Origin of the sequence: Agrobacterium sp. NPDC090273 (genome assembly GCF_044772305.1) — a bacterium.
In the GTDB taxonomy this organism is placed as follows: domain Bacteria; phylum Pseudomonadota; class Alphaproteobacteria; order Rhizobiales; family Rhizobiaceae; genus Agrobacterium.
Window position 1 is genome coordinate 142515 of the sequence record NZ_JBIVYN010000007.1, and the last position, 18119, is coordinate 160633.

The following is an 18119-nucleotide window of genomic DNA, read 5'->3' on the forward strand; positions in this document are numbered from 1 at the left end:
TCCAGTCACGGATATTATATGGGGACCGAAGTCTGGCGTTCAATTCCCTCGCCCGGCCGCAGCTTTCTGCATCGCCTCGGCCAAAAGGAAATCACGCTCCGTCACACCTTGCGAATCGTGGGTGGTCAGGCAAACCTTCACACGCGAATAAACGTTCGACCACTCCGGATGATGGTTGAGCTTCTCTGCAACGAGAGCGCATTCCGCCATGAAGCCGAAAGCCTCGGCAAAACTGGAAAACTTGAACGCTCTAACAAGGGCCGCGCCATCCTCCCGCAACGTCCAACCTTCGAGTTTGGCCAGTTCTGTTTTGATGGCGTCCGGTTCAAGTCTGGGATATTTCATGGTGTACCTCCTTTGTCGGCGTCTTGCTTCATCAGGAAGCTTGGAGGACGCCTCGTTTATCAGATCGGCTTATGGGTCTTATGAAACGCACATCCGTTCTTTTTGTCTGCATGGGCAATATTTGTCGCTCTCCGTTGGCCGAAGGTATCTTGGTACATCAGGCATTTGTGCAAGGCGTGATGGATCGGCTCTTGGTGGATTCGGCCGGGACGGGCGGATGGCATGCGGGCGATCCGCCGGACCCGCGCTCCATCGCGATTGCGAAAAAACACGACATCGATATTTCCGGACAACACGCCAGACAGGTCAAGCAAGCTGACTTCGCGACATTCGATCTTGTTCTCGCCCTCGACGAGAACAATCTGTCGAAACTGCTGCAAATCTGCCCCGAAGCGCAAAAGCACAAGGTCCATCTGTTCCTTGGTTTTGCATCCGGTCGCCATGAAAGCGTCCCCGACCCCTACTACGGGGGCGAGGACGGGTTTCTCAATGTCTACAACATGCTTTTGACGGGATGCAGCTCGTTGCTCGAGAAGCTGGAACTGGACCGCGCTTCGTGAAGCGGAAACGCTTCCTCCACGATGTATGGGCCGCCGCCAACCGATTCCTTCGATGACATCAGAACAAATCGACCGATCCCGAAGGGAGAGGTGCGGAAGTTTCCGCGTCCAGAAAGATAATGGACCACATCATCAAGTCTTGAATTGCGCAACCTTGCCAACGTCACATGCGGCATGAACTTGCGCGGATCGGGTGGGAGACCGATCTTCTGGCAGATTCGTTCGATCTCTGCCTGCAGCGCATTCATTTCCGGTGAGGGGGAAACGCCAGCCCAGATGGAATGCGGCTTCTTTGAACCGAAGGACCCCATTCCGGTCAGGTTGATCTGGAATTCCGGACGGTCGATCCGGTCCAGCCGGTCAACGACCTCATCGGCGGTTCGCCCGTCGATATCACCGATAAAACGCAAGGTTATGTGATAATTCTCCACATCGATCCACCGGGCTCCCGGCAGACCACCGCGCAACAATGAGAGGCTCATGGCCGCATTGCGCGGAATTTCGAGGGCGGTAAACAGTCTCGGCATGGCGAGCTCCCCGAATCTCTTGGCAGAACAAGCATAGCGAATCATGCAATGCGGATTGGCGCAAGTGCTTATTTTTTTTGCGCACTGATTGTCGTGATGAAGCTTTCGACAGCCGGCAAAGATTTCTCCACCATCACCGCCACGCCTTTGGCGTTTGGATGCATCTTGTCATCCAGTTTCAATGCGTCATCCAGCACCACGCCATCCAGAAAGAAAGGGTAAAGCGGGAGATTGTGTTTTTCCGCCAGACGCGGGAAAATCGGGTTGAAGCGATTGGCATAATCCTCACCCATATTCGGAGGTGCCATGATGCCGACGAGAAGGACCGGTATGTTTCGGCCTTTGAAGGCGGTAATGAGCGCCTCGAGGTTCTTTTCCGTTTGATCGGGCGGGATACCGCGAAGCGCATCATTGGCGCCAAGCTCCAGAATGACGCCGTCCGTACCATCAGGAACAGACCAGTCGGCACGTGCGAGGCCGCCTGAAGAGGTATCACCTGAGACACCGGCGTTGGTGATGGCAATATTGGTGCCCTTGGCTTTCAACGCAGCTTCGAGCTGCGCGGTATAACTCTCGGTTGGCGGCAGTTGATAACCTGCCATCAGGCTGTCGCCAAACCCGACGAGTTGGAGGGTGCGATCCTGCGCTTTGGCGGAGACCGCGGCAAATGTTGCGGCGCAAATGACGATGAAGTGAAACAGGGCAGCTTTAAATCTCATTACGGCTTTCCTAATTTGGTTCGCATTACTCGAAATTCCGTCTGGGTCCGCACCGCCAGACCGCTTTGTCATCCTATATAGGAACGCGAATTGTGACGAAAAGCATCATAGAGCTCAAGAAAGCCGACCTCACCCTGGGCAATGCCGCCGCCTCCGTTCACGTTCTCAAGAACATCGACCTGACGATCGGCGAAAGCGAGGCCGTCGGCATCGTCGGTCCTTCGGGTTCGGGTAAATCAACTTTGCTGATGGTGCTAGCCGGCCTGGAAAGGCTGGACAGCGGCGAAATCATTATCGACGACACGGCACTGCACAAATTGAGCGAAGATGCGCTGGCGGACTTCCGCGGCCGCAATATCGGTATCGTGTTCCAGTCGTTTCATCTGATCGCCAATATGACCGCCCTCGAAAACGTTGCCGTGCCTCTGGAACTGGCAAATGTGCCAAACCCCTTTGATATTGCCAGACGCGAACTTGTCGCCGTTGGTCTCGGTGAGCGCCTGAACCACTATCCAGGCCAGCTTTCGGGTGGCGAGCAGCAACGTGTCGCCATCGCCCGTGCACTGGCTCCTTCCCCAGCCGTCCTGATCGCCGACGAACCGACAGGTAATCTTGATACGGAGACCGGAAAACAGATCGCCGACCTTCTGTTCGCCAAACAGGCCGAACGTGGCATGACCATGATCCTCGTTACCCATGACCCATCCCTTGCGGCGCGCTGCTCGCGCCAGATCAAGGTGCGCTCCGGCCAGATCGAAGGCGACAGCGCCAAGGCAAAAGCTACTGAAAAGGTCATGGCATGATCCCGTCGGCTGCGCACATTCAGAATGCATTGCGGCTTGCCCGACGCGAAATTCGCGGCGGTCTGCGAGGTTTTTACATTTTCCTGGCCTGTATAGCGCTCGGAACGGGCGCGATTGCTGCGGTGAATTCCGTTTCCCGCGCCGTGACCGATGCAATCGCTACACAGGGGCAGTCCATTTTGGCTGGCGATGTCCGCTTCGAACTGCGCAACCGCGAAGCGAGCGACGAAGAACGAGCCTATCTCGGCAATCTCGGTCAGGTCGCCATTTCCACGGGATTGCGGTCGATGACACGTCTGGCAGACGGTTCCGCCCAGACGTTGACGGAAGTGAAAGCTGTCGACGGCGCCTATCCGCTTTACGGCAGCTTTGCCGCTGATCCGGCCCGCCCGCTTCCGGAACTTCTCGAAAAGAATGGCGACACCTATGGCGCCGTCGTTGCGCCACTTCTGCTTGAACGCCTTGGCATCAAGGTCGGCGACGAGGTCCTGCTCGGCACCGTCAAACTGAAGGTAACAGGCACTGTTGTGGATGAACCGGACGCGCTTTCCGATGGTTTCGGTTTCGCGCCGCGCTTGATGCTCAGCCGCGATGCACTGTTTGCATCCGGCCTTATCCAGACCGGCAGCCTGGTCGAGCATGCCTACAAGATCAGGCTGAATGACCTTTCCAAACGAGCGACGATTACCGAAGATACCAACAAGACCTTCCCCAATGCGGGCTGGTCCATTCGCACCAGTGATCGTGCCGCACCTTCCCTGACCGAAAACGTCAATCGCTTCTCCCAGTTTCTCACATTGGTCGGACTGACAGCCCTCATCGTCGGGGGCGTTGGCGTGGCGAATGCCGTGCGGGCGTTTCTCGATTCAAAACGCACCACGATCGCATCCCTGAAATGCCTTGGCGCACCCGCCTCGGTGGTGACGATGACTTATCTCTTCCAGATCGTCTTCATTGCCACTGTCGGCATCATGGTCGGGCTCGCCTTCGGTGCAATCGCCCCATTGGTTGCAATGCGTTTTCTGGAAGGTGTGCTCCCTGTCCCTGACGGTCTGGCCTTTTATCCGAAGGCGCTCGGGCTCGCCGCCCTGTTTGGCATCCTGACGACGCTTGCATTCGCGATTTTACCGCTCGGCCACGCGCGCGAAGTTCCAGCGACGGCACTCTTTCGCGAACAGAGCTTCGATGAGAGCCGCTGGCCGTCCTGGCCCTATCTCGCGGCAACTGGCCTGCTTCTCGCGACGCTTGCTGCTCTTGCAATCTTTTCAGCGGAAGACCGCTTCATTGCATCTGTGTTCCTGGCAGCAGTCGCATTCGCATTCGTTGTCCTGCGCGCCGTGGCTGCAGGCGTGAAAGCGATCGCCAAACGAAGCCCGCGTGTCCATTCCGCTGCATTGCGCCTTGCAATCGGCAACATTCATCGGCCCGGCGCCCTGACACCCTCCGTTGTTCTCTCGCTGGGACTTGGCCTGACGCTGCTAGTCACGCTCACACTGATAGACGGCAACTTGCGGCGCGAATTGACTGGCAGTCTGCCGGAACGGGCTCCGAATTTCTTTTTCGTCGATATTCAGGGAACCGAGCTGCAGGGCTTTCGCGACCTTCTCAAACGGGAAGCTCCCGAAGGCAATCTTACTGAAGTCCCGATGCTGCGCGGCCGCATCCTGGCCCTGAACGGTCAGGACGTGACGAAGATGGAGGTTCCGCCTTCCGGACGCTGGGTTTTGCGTGGCGATCGCGGCATCACCTACTCCGAGGACCTGCCGGAAAACGCAGAACTGACGGAAGGGACATGGTGGAACACGGACTACAGCGGGGAACCGCTGGTATCGTTCGCAGCCGAGGAAGCGGCTGAACTGGGTCTCAAGATCGGCGATACCGTTACCGTCAACGTTCTTGGCCGCAGCATCACGGCAAAGATTGCCAATCTGCGCAACGTCGAGTGGGAATCCCTGTCGATCAACTTCGTCATGGTCTTTTCCCCAAATACCTTCCGCGGTGCGCCACACGCCTGGCTTGCCACGCTCGCCGACCCCTCTGCAACGCCTGAGCGTGAGGGGCAGATATTACGTGCTGTTACCAACGCCTATCCAACGATCACCAGCGTTCGCGTGAAGGATGCGCTTGATGTGGTCGACAAGCTCGTCGGTCAGCTTGCCACGGCCATCCGTGCCGCGGCCGCCGTTGCTCTCGTTGCTTCGGTGCTCGTTCTTGCCGGAGCACTGGCGGCAGGAAATCGCGCCCGGACGCATGATGCCGTTATCCTGAAAACCCTGGGCGGCACACGTTCAATGCTGATCCGCGCTTTTTCTTACGAATATATGATCCTCGGCCTTGCCACTGCGGTCTTTGCACTTCTCGCAGGCGGTGTCTCCGCGTGGTTCGTGATCGCCCGCATCATGAAACTGCCCTCGAGCTTTTTGCCTGACGTGGCGGTTGGCACGCTCATTGTTGCCCTCGTCATGACGGTTGGCATCGGGCTTGCCGGAACGTGGCGTATTCTCGGCCAGAAGGCAGCGCCGATTTTGCGTCAGGCAGGGGAGTGATTGTGAATCTGCGGCGCTTAACTTTAGCGATTAATTCTTTGTAATAATCGCCAAAACGTGAGCGATTTTCGCGTCTATGGTGTCTTTTCGGTCGCAAAAGGTCTTGTATCGAACACGTTCTGCCATCATATTCTGAGGTAGGCTTGCTGTGGCTCCGCAGCGGCGCCAGGGAGCGATCCCGACACCGTAGCAATCACGGAGCTCAAAAGAGGAAACAATGGCTGACTTCAACAACTACCAGAACCGCATGGCGCAGAACCGTGCACAGACTGGTGCGATGATCGATGAAGGTCTCCGCACCTACATGCTTAAGGTTTACAACCTTATGGCGCTGGCTCTGGTCATCACCGGCATCGCGGCCTTCGGCACCTACACGCTGGCTGCCTCGAACCCGGCTTTCGCCCAGATGCTTTACGCGTCCCCGCTGCGCTGGGTCGTTATGCTTGCACCGCTGGCGCTGGTCTTCTTCCTTAGCTTCCGCATCCAGAACATGAGCGTTTCTGCTGCCCAGACGACCTTCTGGGTCTATGCGGCGCTGATGGGTGTATCGCTGTCGTCGATCTTCCTGGTCTTCACCGGCCAGAGCATCGTTCAGACGTTCTTCGTCACGGCTGCTTCGTTCGGCGCTCTGTCGCTTTACGGCTACACCACGAAGAAGGATCTTTCCGGTCTCGGCTCGTTCCTGATCATGGGTCTGTTCGGTCTCATCATCGCTTCAATCGTCAACATCTTCCTCGCTTCCTCTGCTCTGCAGTTCGCGATTTCCGCAATCGGCGTACTGATCTTCGCAGGCCTAACCGCCTACGACACGCAGAAGATCAAGGAAATGTACTTTGATGGCGACGACGTTGCCGTGGCTGGCCGCAAGGCAATCATGGGTGCGCTGACACTCTACCTCGACTTCATCAACCTCTTTACGTTCCTGCTGCAGTTCCTCGGGAACCGCGACGACTAAGGAACCCCGTTGAGGTTCGACATAAGAAAGGCGGCCAAATGGCCGCCTTTTTCGTTTACACGTTTCGTTGTGAACGCAGCCGCAGTCCTCTGACGAGGAACAGGTGCTTTCATTTAATCAGTTTAAGAACCTTGTCGAAAACCTTGAGAACCTGTGGCAGTTCATGCCCGCGCTTGAGAATGCGTCCATCCGTATTCAGAACGCAGTAGGCTCCCTGTTTCGCCGCAAGCTTGGGATTTTTCTCGATGCGGTAAAGCGGCATCTCACCGGAGCGCTTGAAGACCGAGAACACCGCCTTTTCCTTCAGGTGGTCGATGGCATAATCTCGCCACTCACCTTCACCAACCATGCGCCCGTAAATGCGCAGGATCGCATCCAGTTCACGTCTATGGAACGTGACCGGTAAGGGGTCCTTGTCTCGCTTGTATTCACGAAGATCTACGACGGTGGAATTGTCACGTGCGCTGGTCTGCACCTGCTGCACATCCGGTTGATCGGTCATCCAGTACCTCCGATTCCACCCAATCTCATGGCTCAATGTGAAGCCGCTGGCGTGAAATTGCAAGTCTTGGCCATTTCACGGTCCGTTTGATAGCGAAATACCTTGAAACCACGGTAACCATTTAGGCAGGCAATTTGGTACCTGCTGCCGTATTTCGGTCAAATCATGGCCCGAATTGGGTGGAATAGTTTTATCGTCAATTGATGCCTAGGCACCAAGATGACCCGGTCCGGTGCATTGACCCTTTACCCCCAGCCCCCAATGCCCGGACCGGATCTCCAATCGCCCAGAGGCGATTATGGTGTTTCGTCTCCCATAAGCATGCTCGCGCCAACGATCGCTGCCGGATCACCGTTCGCATTCGCCGTCTGTAGCAGAACGGCGCAGCCGCCCTTCTTGACCTTGGCAACGACGCTGGCTGGAAGCTTGACCGTCATTGGCGAACCATCCCACATGCCGACCGTCTGAACATCGTAGACGCTGTGCCAATAAGACATTTTCTTGCCCTGGTTTTCACCCTTCTGCACATCCACCGTTTGCTCACGGGTGAAGTAGGCGACCACGACATCGGCCTTGCCACTGCCGGCGCCAATATCGATCTCCACCTCATCTCCAGCGAATTTTGAGCTGACAGGTACGGTCAGACCAGCACCGGTGCGCTTGAATGCGTCAAGCTTATCGTAGATACCGGCAACATCAGCGCCTTTGACGTGATCACGACCGTTCAGGATTGCCTGCGGGGTGTAGACGCCATTGCGTCCAAGTGCTCGCATATAACCGTATTGCCGCTCGGTATTCTCCTTCGACGCCAGTGAATCCGTCCAGCCAAGGTAATTCCAGTAATCGACATGGTAGGAAAGACCAACCACGTCGCCCTTGCGGATCATCTTGCGCAATGCCTCATCAGCAGGGGGGCAGGATGAGCAGCCTTGCGATGTGAACAACTCGACGACGCCCTTCACCGCCTCCTGCGCATGCGCAGAGGTGACCATCAGCGTCCCGAGAACACAGAGCGAAAGGCGGAATTTCAACGGCATTACGAAAACCTCTATCCGGACGAATATCCAGACGAATTGATGCGATCAATATGTGTCGGGATGCAAGCCGGAAAATAACGTCGAACGACCTTCAATAGAAAGTCACGAAGGGGTGAGCGCTCTTCACAAATTACGTGCCCCTGAAAACATGAAAAAACGCCGAGATGTCTCCCGGCGTTTCTCGTATCGGTGCCTTGTTGATCAGGCTGCCAGATCGCGAAGAACGGTCTGCAGAATGCCACCGTTGTTCATGTAGATAACTTCGTCCAGCGTATCGATACGGCAAAGAAGTGGAACGTCCTTCACCGTACCGTCACTGTAGGTGATCGTGGCGATCTTCTTTTCACGCGGCTTGATCTCGCCTTCCAGACCGTCAATCTCGACGATTTCATCGCCCTTGAGATTGAGACTTGCCCAGGTCGTGCCTTCCTCGAAGACGAAGGGAACCACACCCATGCCGACCAGATTCGAACGGTGAATACGCTCAAACGACTGGGCGATGACGGCTTTCACGCCGAGCAGGTTGGTACCCTTGGCGGCCCAGTCACGGGACGATCCGTTGCCGTATTCGACACCGGCGAAGATGACGAGTGGCACACCCTCTTCCTTGTACTTCATGGCAGCGTCGTAGATCGACATCTCTTCCTTGGATGGATAGTGGATCGTGTATCCGCCTTCCTTGCCGTTCGGACCGAGCATGTGGTTGCGGATGCGGATATTGGCAAAGGTGCCGCGCATCATCACTTCATGGTTGCCACGACGCGTACCATACTGGTTGAAGTCGGCAACGCCCACTCCATGCTCCGTCAGGTAGGCACCGGCTGGCGAGGCTGCCTTGATCGAACCGGCCGGAGAGATGTGGTCGGTGGTGATCTTGTCGCCGAACAGGCCAAGCACGCGCGCGCCCTTGATGTTCTTAAGGCCGGAGCCGGTCTTGCCCATGCCAACAAAGTAAGGCGGGTTCTGAACGTAGGTCGACTGGTCATCCCAGGCATAGGTCTGACCCGCAGGTACCTGCACGGCCTGCCAGTTTTCATCGCCCTTGAACACATCGGCATATTTGGTTTCGAACAGTTCACGCGTGACATATTTCTGGATGAAGGACTGAACTTCCGTGGACGTCGGCCAGATGTCCTTGAGGAAAACGGGATTACCGTCCTTGTCCTCGCCAAGCGGCTCCTTGGTCAGATCCTTCTGCACCGTGCCAGCCAGCGCATAGGCGACGACGAGCGGCGGAGACGCCAGATAGTTCGCCTGAACATCAGGCGAAATACGGCCTTCGAAGTTACGGTTACCGGAAAGAACACCCGCAGTGATCAGCCCCTTGTCGTTGATCGTCTTGGAGATCGGCGCAGGCAGCGGACCGGAATTGCCGATGCAGGTGGTGCAACCGAAGCCGACGAGATTGAAGCCGAGCGCGTCGAGGTCAGTCTGCAGACCGGACTTGGCGAGATATTCGGCAACGACCTGCGACCCGGGGGCAAGCGACGTCTTGACCCAAGGCTTGGACTGCAAGCCCTTGGCCACGGCATTGCGGGCAAGGAGACCTGCAGCAATCAGCACCGAGGGGTTCGAGGTGTTGGTGCAGGAGGTGATGGCAGCAATCGCTACATCGCCATGACCGAGATCGAAATCCGTGCCCTCGACGGCATAACGCGCGTCAATCTGGCCGGGCTTCTTGTAGTCGTTTTCGAGCGCCGTAGCGAAGTTCGGCGCGATGGTTTCTAGCGGCAGACGCCCTTCCGGGCGCTTCGGGCCGGCCATGGACGGGACGACATCGCCGAGATCGAGTTCCAGCGTATCGGTGAAAACGAGGTCGGAACCATCATTGTCGCGCCACATGCCCTGTGCCCTGGAATAGGCTTCGACCAGAGCGATGCGCTCCTTGGTGCGGCCAGACATGTTGAGGTAGTTCAGCGTCTCTGCGTCAACCGGGAAGAAACCGCAGGTCGCGCCATATTCCGGACCCATGTTGCCGATCGTGGCACGGTCGGCGACCGGCATGTTGTCCATGCCAGGACCGAAGAATTCCACGAACTTGGAAACAACGCCCTTCTTGCGCAGCATCTGCACGACGGTCAGCACGAGGTCGGTCGCTGTAACGCCTTCCTTCAGCTTGCCGGTCAACTTGAAGCCGATGACTTCAGGCAGCAGCATCGATACCGGCTGGCCGAGCATGGCAGCTTCCGCTTCGATACCGCCAACGCCCCAACCTAGAACGCCAAGACCGTTGATCATGGTCGTGTGGCTGTCGGTTCCGACGCAGGTATCCGGATAAGCGAAGGTTTCGCCGTCTTCTTCCTTCGTCCAGACGGTCTGGCCGAGATACTCGAAGTTGACCTGATGACAGATGCCGGTGCCAGGCGGCACGACGCGGAAATTCTTGAACGCCTGCTGGCCCCATTTCAGAAAGCGGTAGCGCTCGCCATTACGCTGGTATTCAAGCTCGACGTTGCGTGCGAAAGCCTGCGGTGTACCAAACTCATCGACGATCACGGAGTGGTCGATAACAAGGTCGACGGGAACGAGCGGATTGATCTTTTCCGGGTCGCCACCCAGCGCCTTGATGCCGTCGCGCATTGCCGCAAGGTCAACCACAGCGGGAACGCCGGTAAAGTCCTGCATCAGCACGCGCGCCGGGCGGTAGGCGATTTCGTTTTCGGTCAGGCCCTTGTTGTCGAGCCATTCGGCGACAGCGAGGATATGCTCCTTGGTTACCGACTGACCGTCTTCGAAACGCAGCAGGTTTTCCAACAGGACTTTCATGGAATAGGGCAGCTTGGAGACGCCCTTCAAGCCGTTGGCTTCAGCCTTCGGAAGGCTGAAATAGACATAGTCCTTAGCGTCAACGGTAAGGACAGAGCGACACTGGAAACTGTCAAGAGATTTGGCCACGGATAAAACCCCGCTTCCTCTGATAGCCAACACGCGCGTGCGGACACCCGTGCATCAAAGTGCACATCAGGATGCGGGTACGGCCATTTCCGCTGTCCGCACGTGAAAGTCGCATTTTGCAACATTCAGGTCCGGCGCTATATGGTGATCACGCCGGCCGCTGGCGTGGTTGATATCCATATAGATAATTTCTCCGAAACGTGCCAGACCGGAAGCAGTGCTAAATTGATTTTTTTATATCGGATGACCAAAATCTTGAACGAGACCGGATCATGCTGCTGACTGCGGAAAACCTCAGCGCCCGGCGTGGGGAAGATTTCATATTTATGAATATTTCCCTCAAGTTAGTGTCCGGAGACGCCCTTATCCTGACCGGACCGAATGGCTCGGGAAAATCCACGTTACTGCGTGTTCTGGCCGGACTTTTCAGCGCCGAATCGGGCTCCATAAAAATAGCCGGCGAAGGAGTTCCAAAAGACGCTCGCCCATCGGAAGCAAGCCACTACCTTGGTCATCGCAACGCGATGAAACAGGAGCTCACGGTCTCTGAAAACCTCCACTTCTGGAAGGACTTTCTGGGCGATTTCAGTGGCGGCACGTCACTGGACATTGGCGAAGCCGCCGAGGCTGTCGGTCTTGCCGGTATTACCCATCTGCCATTCGGTTATCTCTCGGCCGGCCAGCAACGACGCTTTGCCATGGCGAAGTTGCTGATCGCCTGGCGCCCCATCTGGATATTGGACGAACCAACCGCCGCCCTTGATGCCAGCGCAGACCGAATGTTCACGGGACTGGTCAAAGACCATCTCGGTAAGGGCGGCATTATCATCGCTGCCACGCACCAGCCCCTCGGGCTCGACCATGCCCAGGAACTGAAAATGACGGGATTTGCCGGAACGGAGCTCGCCTGGTGATGACCGCCCTTTTCTTTCGCGACATGAAACTTTCCATTCGCGCCGGCGGCGGCGCACTGATCGGCGTGCTGTTCTTCCTCACCGTGGTTGCCGTCATTCCCTTTGGTGTTGGACCGGACCTCAACCTTCTATCGCGTATCGGGCCAGCCATTGTCTGGATCGGTGCGTTGCTGGCAGCCCTTCTTGGTCTTGACCGTTTGTTTCAGGCAGAACGCGACGATGGCTCTCTCGACCTCTTGCTGATGCATGAAAACCCGTTGGTGCTGACGGTGTTCGTAAAATGCCTCGCTCACTGGACGGCAACCAGTCTGCCGCTCGTGATTGCCTCACCATTGCTCGGCCTGTTCATGAACATGAGCGAAGTGGCAATCGGTGCGGTCATGGTGACCCTGCTTGTCGGCTCTCCCGCGCTGACCTTCATTGGTGCGGTTGGAGCCGCTGTTGCCGTCGCGCTGCCGCGCGGTGGACTTCTCGTCTCCATCCTCGTATTGCCGCTGGCGATTCCTGTGTTGATTTTCGGCGTCAGCGCATCCTATGCCGCTGTCCAGGACCCGGCACCGTTCATGCCGCCGTTTCTCATTCTTTGCGCGATCACATTATTTTCAGCCGTCATCGGCCCTTTCTTTGCCGCGTTGGCGCTGCGCAATGCTATGGATTGAACCGCCGCCATTGACAGGGATCAATTGCGGCAAAAGCCTTATCGGGTTACAGAAAAACCATGAACCAACAGACTTTCGCCATCACCAAGTTCAGCGACCTTGCCAACCCTACCCGGTTTCTGGCGCTGGCGGCCCGTATCCTTCCGTGGCTTGCGGCCTTGTCGGCACTCTGTCTTGCCGCGGGCCTCTACATGGCCTTTACGACTGAAGGGGACTATCAGCAGGGTTATACCGTTCGCATCATGTATGTTCATGTGCCTGCGGCTTGGCTGTCGATGATGTGTTACACGGTCATGGCGCTGTCGGCGATCGGCACCCTGGTCTGGCGCCACCCCTTGGCCGACGTCAGCCATAGGGCAGCCGCGCCCATCGGTGCCGCATTCACGCTGATCGCTCTCGTCACGGGCTCTCTCTGGGGCAAACCCATGTGGGGTACATGGTGGGTCTGGGATGCACGACTGACATCCGTCTTCGTCCTGTTTTTGATGTATCTGGGGCTGATCGCGCTCAATCGCGCTATGGACGATCCTTCGAGGGCTGCGCGTCTGAGCGCTGTCCTGATCCTTGTCGGCTTCGTGAATATCCCCATCATCAAGTTTTCGGTTGAATGGTGGAACACACTTCACCAGCCAGCCAGCGTCATTCGCATGGTCGGCTCCGCAATCGATCCGACGTTCCTCTGGCCGCTTTTGACAATGGCCATCGGCTTCACCCTGTTGTTCTTTACGTTGCACATCGCCGCCATGCGCAACGAAATCTGGCGGCGCCGTGTTGCTGCCCAGCGACGCCTTGCAGCCCGCATGGTCAATCGGGAAGGATGAGGCAATGACACACACCTTCTATATCGGCATGTCCTATGCGGCGACTGGCCTTGTGGTTCTTGGCCTTATCATCTGGGTGATTGCAGATGGCAAAGGACGCCAGCGAGAACTGAGGGAACTGGAAGCGGCAGGTGTTCGCCGCAGATCAAAAACCGGGCCTGCGAGCGACGCATCATGACAAACGTCGACCAGGATACCAAACCGCCACCAAAGAGCCGGTCACGCTACGTGCTGGCGCTTCTACCCTTGTTACTGTTTGGCGGTTTCGCGCTCGTCGCAGGCAAAATGCTCTATGATCAGGATGTCAATGGCCTGGATGTCAGCGCCATTCCGTCCGCTCTGATCGGCACCAGGGCACCAACGCTCGCCTTGCCTCCGCTGGAAGGGGCGAACGTTCCGGCTTTGACTGATGCGGCCATCAAAGGAAAGCTGACGCTCGTCAACGTGTTCGCATCCTGGTGCATCCCCTGTCGACAGGAACATCCGATTCTGGAGGAACTGTCGAAAGACGGCCGCATCAGCATCGTCGGCATCAATTACAAGGATAAGTCCGACAACGCCCTGCGCTTCCTCGGCGAACTCGGCAATCCCTATTCGGCAATCGGCATTGACCCCAACGGCAAGGCAGCGATTGACTGGGGCGTGTACGGCATTCCTGAAAGCTATCTTGTCGCTGCCGATGGCACGATCCTCTATAAAAAGGTCGGCCCTTTCGATGCACAGAGCCTGCAGCAGGGTCTTTTCCCAGCCATCGAGGCGGCTGTCAAAAAGTAACGTTCCGCAGCTTATCGGCGCCTATTGATTCTTGGAGATGATCCGGATTGTCTGCGGTGCCGCTGCGGGCGGATGCTCACCTTCGAGCACCACCTGATCACGCCCGCCTCTCTTGGCAGCATAGAGGCTGTCGTCAGCACGCTTGATGGCATCGTGAATGGAGTGGTCACCACGCGCAACAGCCGACACCCCGAAGCTTGCCGTGATCCGGGTTGAAATCCCCCGGCTACTCCAGTCAATTCCGGCAAGTTCAGAACGCGCAGCTTCGGCAAAGGTGCCCGCCGTTTCAGCAGCGCAATCCGGCAGGAAGGCGATAAACTCCTCTCCTCCAAAACGTGCAACCAGGCCATTTTCCGAAATCGTACGCTTCAGCAAGTCGGAGAGACCGATCAGAACGATATCGCCGGCGGCATGTCCAAAGCGGTCGTTGATCTGCTTGAAATGATCGATGTCACAGGCGATTACCGCACCAACAGGCGCTCCTTCCCGGAAATCCGGAATGCGACGTTCGAAACCACGGCGGTTCAGCACATCCGTTAACGGATCATGTTCCGCGGCATGCAGATGCCTGTCCACGATGACAGATATCTGGCTTGCAAGGACGGCAAGCGCCATCAGAAAGCCGAAGATACTCGCAGCGACCTGCATGTAGAAGGCATAGTCGGACTCGAAGAATTCCCCCAGTTCGACCATGGTCCCGTGCGGGGTCATCACGATCAGCACAATGATCCTGAAAATGGTTTCAAGCACAACCAGCGACACAGCCGCCATCAAGACCTTGTCAGCCAATACCTGAGGGCGCTTTCGCACCATCCAGACAGGCCAGGCCAGCAATATGGCGACGACAGTATCGCCAATCACCAGTTCGCGTTTCAGATCGGGTGTGACAAAGACATGGAAGGAAACGAGCACGAAAGCCAGGAAGACGATCGACAGCCGGGCTTTCGTGTAGGTTGGCCGCTGGAAATGCACCAGCAAAGCATGGCCGTAAAAGAAGAAGGCGGAGAAAAACAGAAGGTTGGAAAGAATGGCTTGCACTTCGAACGGCAAGGCACCCAGCACCAAAGGTGTCGCAAAACCGGCGCAAGCAGAAAGATAGCCGATACCCCAGTACAACGACGAGGCATGACCGATCCTCTGCAGGAACAGAAATATCACGCCGAATGTCAGCATGATGAAAGGAAGCAGGTAGGCGAAATTATCTTGCAACGTCTTCTGCCCGAAACCAGAATCTTGGGTTTGAAACCAAGGACGCTATCAGTTGCCAGTTAAGAAAACCTGCCCCATGCGGGAAGATCCGGCCCATTATGGCTCAAGGCGGGATCATACCATTCACATTTGCGGGAGCGCGCTCTGCCATTCCTTGATAGCCTCAACCGGCCAGACAAGCATGACGACATTGAGTGTCAGGTTATCGCGGATCAGCCAGCCAGTGAATATTTCGAAGAAAATGGCAATGATGACGGTCAGCCAGACCGGAACACGGGCCGCGAACAGAAAGCCGAGCGCCATGAAGATCGTGTCCATGGCAGAGTTCAAAATGCTGTCACCGGTGTAACCAAGCGCCATGGTCGCAGTACGATAACGATCAATGATAATAGGCGAGTTTTCGAGAATTTCCCACGCCGCCTCAACCAGAACCGCGAGCGAAAGCCGCATGATGAGCGGCTTCTTGCGAAACAGCAGCCAGGCGAACCAGTAAAACAGGAAGCCATGAATGATGTGCGAGGGAGTGTACCAATCGGCAAGATGTTGCGAATTTCCCGGCGTATTCACACCTGGCTCGAACAGCTTGATGTAACCGCACTCACAGATCGGAATGCGGCCCATGAAATAGAGAATGACGATCTGCAAAAGAAGAAGCCCGGCAGCAACACCAAACCACTTCAGCGCGCTCGAGCGGGAAGCCGGCATCTCCGCAACTGTCATTTGTCGTCCTTGTTCAGCGGCTCAAGCGAGTGACGCATGACGAGCGGCATCTGTGCCATGGTGAAGATGATCGTGATCGGCATGGTACCCCACACCTTGAACGCGATCCAGGTGTCGGTGGTGAACATACGCCACACGACCTCGTTCAGTACCGCCAGGAACAGGAAGAACACGCCCCAGCGCAGGGTCAGCTTGCGCCAGCCTTCATCCGTCAACTTGAATGCCGAGTTGAAGACGTAACCCAGAAGCGACTGTCCGAAGAACAGCCCGCCCAAAAGGATAACGCCGAACAGCGCATTGACGATGGTCGGCTTCATCTTGATGAAGGTATCGTTCTGCAGCCAGAGCGTCAGGGCGCCAAACACCAGCACCACGATACCGGAAATCAGCGGCATGATCGGCAGCTTGCGAGTCAGCAACCAGGAGATGCTCAACGCCAGCGCCGTGGCAATCATGAACAGGCCGGTAGCGATGAAGATCGGGCCGCCGAATTCCGTCAGGACCGGGAAATGCGTCGCAAGCCATTCACCACGCGAATTGGCAAAGAAGAAAACAAGCAGCGGGCCAAGCTCGAGCACAAATTTCAGCAGCGGGCTGATCTCCGCCACCATCTTTTCGCTTTCCTTGGAATTGCTTTCGATATCCATACTCAAACTCCCGCGATGGCCTTGGCGAAATCCTCCGCCTCGAACGGCTCCAGATCGTCCACGCCTTCGCCCACGCCGATGAAGTAGACCGGCAGCTTGTGTTTTGCAGCAATGGCAACGAGGATACCGCCTCGGGCCGTGCCATCCAATTTTGTCATAATCAGGCCCGAAACGCCCGCGACGTTGCGGAAAATTTCCACCTGGTTCATGGCATTCTGACCGGTGGTCGCATCAAGCGTCTGAAGAACGGTGTGCGGCGCATCCGGATCGAGCTTGCCAAGCACGCGCACGATCTTCTCAAGCTCCGCCATCAGTTCGGCCTTGTTCTGCAGACGCCCGGCTGTGTCGATAATCAGCACGTCGCTCTTTTTCGCCAGCGCCTGCTCATATGCGTCGTAAGCGAGACCGGCGGCATCAGCACCGAGCTTGGTACCGATGAACTCCGAACCCGTGCGGTCTGCCCAGATCTTCAATTGTTCGATGGCAGCGGCTCTGAACGTATCGCCCGCCGCCAGCATGACCTTGAGGCCGGAGCCGGAAAGCTTGGCAGCCAGCTTGCCGATGGTCGTCGTTTTACCGGTGCCGTTGACACCCACGACCAGAATGACATGCGGCTTGTGAGAAAGATCAAGCTCGAGCGGTTTGGCGACAGGGGCAAGAACCCTGGTAATCTCGCCGGCCATGATACGCGCCACGTCTTCGCCACTGACATCCTTGCCGTAACGCTCCGAAGACAGGGCACCAGTAATGCGCATGGCTGTCTCGACGCCGAGGTCAGACTGGATGAGCAGATCCTCAAGCTCATCAAGCGTGTCCTCATCCAGCTTGCGCTTGGTGAAGAGTGCCGAAATCTGGCTTGTCAGCTGTGAAGAGGTGCGGGCAAGCCCGGCGCGCAGACGTTGAAACCAGGTCAGCTTGGCCGCCGGAGCAATGTCCACGGGTTCGACACGCTCGCTGGCCGACGAAAAACCCTTTGGCAGGGATGGCGCAACGGCCGGCAGAGAGGTCTCCTCGACTTCAGGCGTGTCATCGATATTGGTCTCTGGCGCCAGATCGGCGCTTTCAACAACCTCGACAGGCTGAACAACCTCGGGAAGCGGCTCGGGCTGGAGGGCTTCCTCTTCTGCCGCAGCCTCGGCCTCAAGCAGCGAAAGCGGCACCATGCCAATCTCACCAACCTGTTCGCTACCGGGCAGAATAGGCGCGTCCTCCTCCTCGGAAGCCGCCTCGTCTTCGTTCAAATCGACAGCGACGTCATCAGGTGAAGGGCCACCGGCTGTCTCCACCTCGACGGCAAGGACAGGATCATCCGCGAGCGGAGCGGTCGCTTCGGCTTCATGCAGGACCTCTTCAAAGGATGAAAGCGCGTCATCTTTGGCGGGCGCAGAATCGTCGAGCGGCTTCTCGCCTGTCTCGGCCTTATCCTTACCGAATGAAAAGACTTTCTTGATGAAGCCGAGGGCCATGAGTGTTCCGTGTCTTGTGA

The 18119-nt window shown here is 56.9% G+C and carries 19 protein-coding genes; 9 read left to right on the forward strand and 10 right to left on the reverse strand.

The genetic code is table 11. The annotated features are described in order from the left end of the window. Positions 1 to 39 precede the first annotated feature (39 nt). Positions 40 to 345 carry a 4a-hydroxytetrahydrobiopterin dehydratase gene (locus ACIQT8_RS19030; RefSeq protein ID WP_400968336.1) on the reverse strand — a complete coding sequence of 102 codons (306 nt, stop codon included), beginning with the start codon at positions 343 to 345 and terminating at the stop codon, positions 40 to 42. Positions 346 to 425: 80 nt separating this feature from the next. Here ACIQT8_RS19030 and ACIQT8_RS19035 point away from each other — a divergent pair, with 80 nt between their 5' ends. Continuing rightward, positions 426 to 905 carry a low molecular weight protein-tyrosine-phosphatase gene (locus tag ACIQT8_RS19035; protein WP_400968338.1) on the forward strand — a complete coding sequence of 160 codons (480 nt, stop codon included), beginning with the start codon at positions 426 to 428 and terminating at the stop codon, positions 903 to 905. Here the strand turns inward: ACIQT8_RS19035 and thpR are convergent. Together thpR and ACIQT8_RS19045 are read right to left on the reverse strand one after the other, a co-directional pair. After that, positions 839 to 1432, reverse strand: a complete 594-nt coding sequence (thpR, locus tag ACIQT8_RS19040; RefSeq protein WP_400968341.1) for an RNA 2',3'-cyclic phosphodiesterase — start codon at positions 1430 to 1432, stop codon at positions 839 to 841. The two genes, ACIQT8_RS19035 and thpR, sit on opposite strands and share 67 nt — an antisense overlap. 68 nt (positions 1433 to 1500) lie before the next feature. Next, positions 1501 to 2151: an arylesterase gene (locus ACIQT8_RS19045; protein WP_138795268.1), complete on the reverse strand. Its 651-nt coding sequence runs from the start codon at positions 2149 to 2151 to the stop codon at positions 1501 to 1503. 92 nt (positions 2152 to 2243) lie between these two features. On the opposite strand from ACIQT8_RS19045, the gene ACIQT8_RS19050 reads away from it, so the two are divergent. From ACIQT8_RS19050 to ACIQT8_RS19060, 3 genes are all read left to right on the forward strand, one after another. Next, complete coding sequence (locus tag ACIQT8_RS19050; RefSeq protein WP_262523407.1) at positions 2244 to 2954, forward strand: ABC transporter ATP-binding protein; 711 nt, start codon at positions 2244 to 2246, stop codon at positions 2952 to 2954. Then, on the forward strand, positions 2951 to 5500 hold the full coding sequence (locus ACIQT8_RS19055) for an ABC transporter permease (RefSeq protein ID WP_400968345.1): 2550 nt from the start codon (positions 2951 to 2953) through the stop codon (positions 5498 to 5500). The genes ACIQT8_RS19050 and ACIQT8_RS19055 overlap by 4 nt, the downstream gene beginning before the upstream one ends. A gap of 217 nt (positions 5501 to 5717) precedes the next feature. Next, positions 5718 to 6455: a Bax inhibitor-1/YccA family protein gene (locus ACIQT8_RS19060; protein WP_138795265.1), complete on the forward strand. Its 738-nt coding sequence runs from the start codon at positions 5718 to 5720 to the stop codon at positions 6453 to 6455. Positions 6456 to 6564: 109 nt separating this feature from the next. Here ACIQT8_RS19060 and ACIQT8_RS19065 read toward each other — a convergent pair whose 3' ends face one another. From ACIQT8_RS19065 to acnA, 3 genes are all read right to left on the reverse strand, one after another. Continuing rightward, complete coding sequence (locus tag ACIQT8_RS19065; protein WP_400968348.1) at positions 6565 to 6957, reverse strand: DUF2794 domain-containing protein; 393 nt, start codon at positions 6955 to 6957, stop codon at positions 6565 to 6567. 296 nt (positions 6958 to 7253) lie between these two features. Further along, positions 7254 to 7994 (reverse strand): thioredoxin family protein, encoded by a 741-nt coding sequence (locus ACIQT8_RS19070; RefSeq protein ID WP_138795263.1) that lies wholly within the window; start codon positions 7992 to 7994, stop codon positions 7254 to 7256. 201 nt (positions 7995 to 8195) lie between these two features. After that, entirely contained in the window at positions 8196 to 10889 is a 2694-nt protein-coding gene (gene acnA / locus ACIQT8_RS19075) for an aconitate hydratase AcnA (RefSeq protein WP_400968351.1), read from the reverse strand. A 272-nt stretch (positions 10890 to 11161) separates the two neighbouring features. On the opposite strand from acnA, the gene ccmA reads away from it, so the two are divergent. From ccmA to ACIQT8_RS19100, 5 genes are read left to right on the forward strand one after another with little or no spacing between them, the layout of a single operon-like run. Continuing rightward, positions 11162 to 11803, forward strand: coding sequence for a heme ABC exporter ATP-binding protein CcmA (gene ccmA, locus ACIQT8_RS19080; protein ID WP_400968354.1), 642 nt, complete (start codon positions 11162 to 11164; stop codon positions 11801 to 11803). Then, complete coding sequence (ccmB, locus tag ACIQT8_RS19085; RefSeq protein WP_138795260.1) at positions 11803 to 12462, forward strand: heme exporter protein CcmB; 660 nt, start codon at positions 11803 to 11805, stop codon at positions 12460 to 12462. Before ccmA ends, ccmB begins: the two co-directional genes overlap by 1 nt. A gap of 59 nt (positions 12463 to 12521) precedes the next feature. After that, a complete protein-coding gene (locus ACIQT8_RS19090) occupies positions 12522 to 13283 on the forward strand; it encodes a heme ABC transporter permease (RefSeq protein WP_400968358.1) in 762 nt (253 codons plus the stop codon). A 4-nt stretch (positions 13284 to 13287) separates the two neighbouring features. After that, positions 13288 to 13461: a heme exporter protein CcmD gene (gene ccmD, locus ACIQT8_RS19095; protein WP_400968361.1), complete on the forward strand. Its 174-nt coding sequence runs from the start codon at positions 13288 to 13290 to the stop codon at positions 13459 to 13461. After that, entirely contained in the window at positions 13458 to 14057 is a 600-nt protein-coding gene (locus ACIQT8_RS19100) for a DsbE family thiol:disulfide interchange protein (RefSeq protein WP_400968364.1), read from the forward strand. The genes ccmD and ACIQT8_RS19100 overlap by 4 nt, the downstream gene beginning before the upstream one ends. A 21-nt stretch (positions 14058 to 14078) precedes the next feature. On the opposite strand, the gene ACIQT8_RS19105 is transcribed toward ACIQT8_RS19100, so the two are convergent. The 4 genes from ACIQT8_RS19105 to ftsY all read right to left on the reverse strand — a co-directional run bounded on the left by ACIQT8_RS19105 (position 14079) and on the right by ftsY (position 18099). Continuing rightward, positions 14079 to 15266, reverse strand: coding sequence for a GGDEF domain-containing protein (locus tag ACIQT8_RS19105; protein WP_400968367.1), 1188 nt, complete (start codon positions 15264 to 15266; stop codon positions 14079 to 14081). Positions 15267 to 15389: 123 nt separating this feature from the next. Continuing rightward, positions 15390 to 15986: a DUF2585 domain-containing protein gene (locus ACIQT8_RS19110; protein WP_400968369.1), complete on the reverse strand. Its 597-nt coding sequence runs from the start codon at positions 15984 to 15986 to the stop codon at positions 15390 to 15392. Then, a complete protein-coding gene (locus tag ACIQT8_RS19115) occupies positions 15983 to 16633 on the reverse strand; it encodes a septation protein A (RefSeq protein ID WP_138795255.1) in 651 nt (216 codons plus the stop codon). The genes ACIQT8_RS19110 and ACIQT8_RS19115 overlap by 4 nt, the downstream gene beginning before the upstream one ends. A 2-nt stretch (positions 16634 to 16635) precedes the next feature. Next, positions 16636 to 18099, reverse strand: coding sequence for a signal recognition particle-docking protein FtsY (gene ftsY / locus ACIQT8_RS19120; RefSeq protein ID WP_400968372.1), 1464 nt, complete (start codon positions 18097 to 18099; stop codon positions 16636 to 16638). Positions 18100 to 18119: the final 20 nt, after the last annotated feature.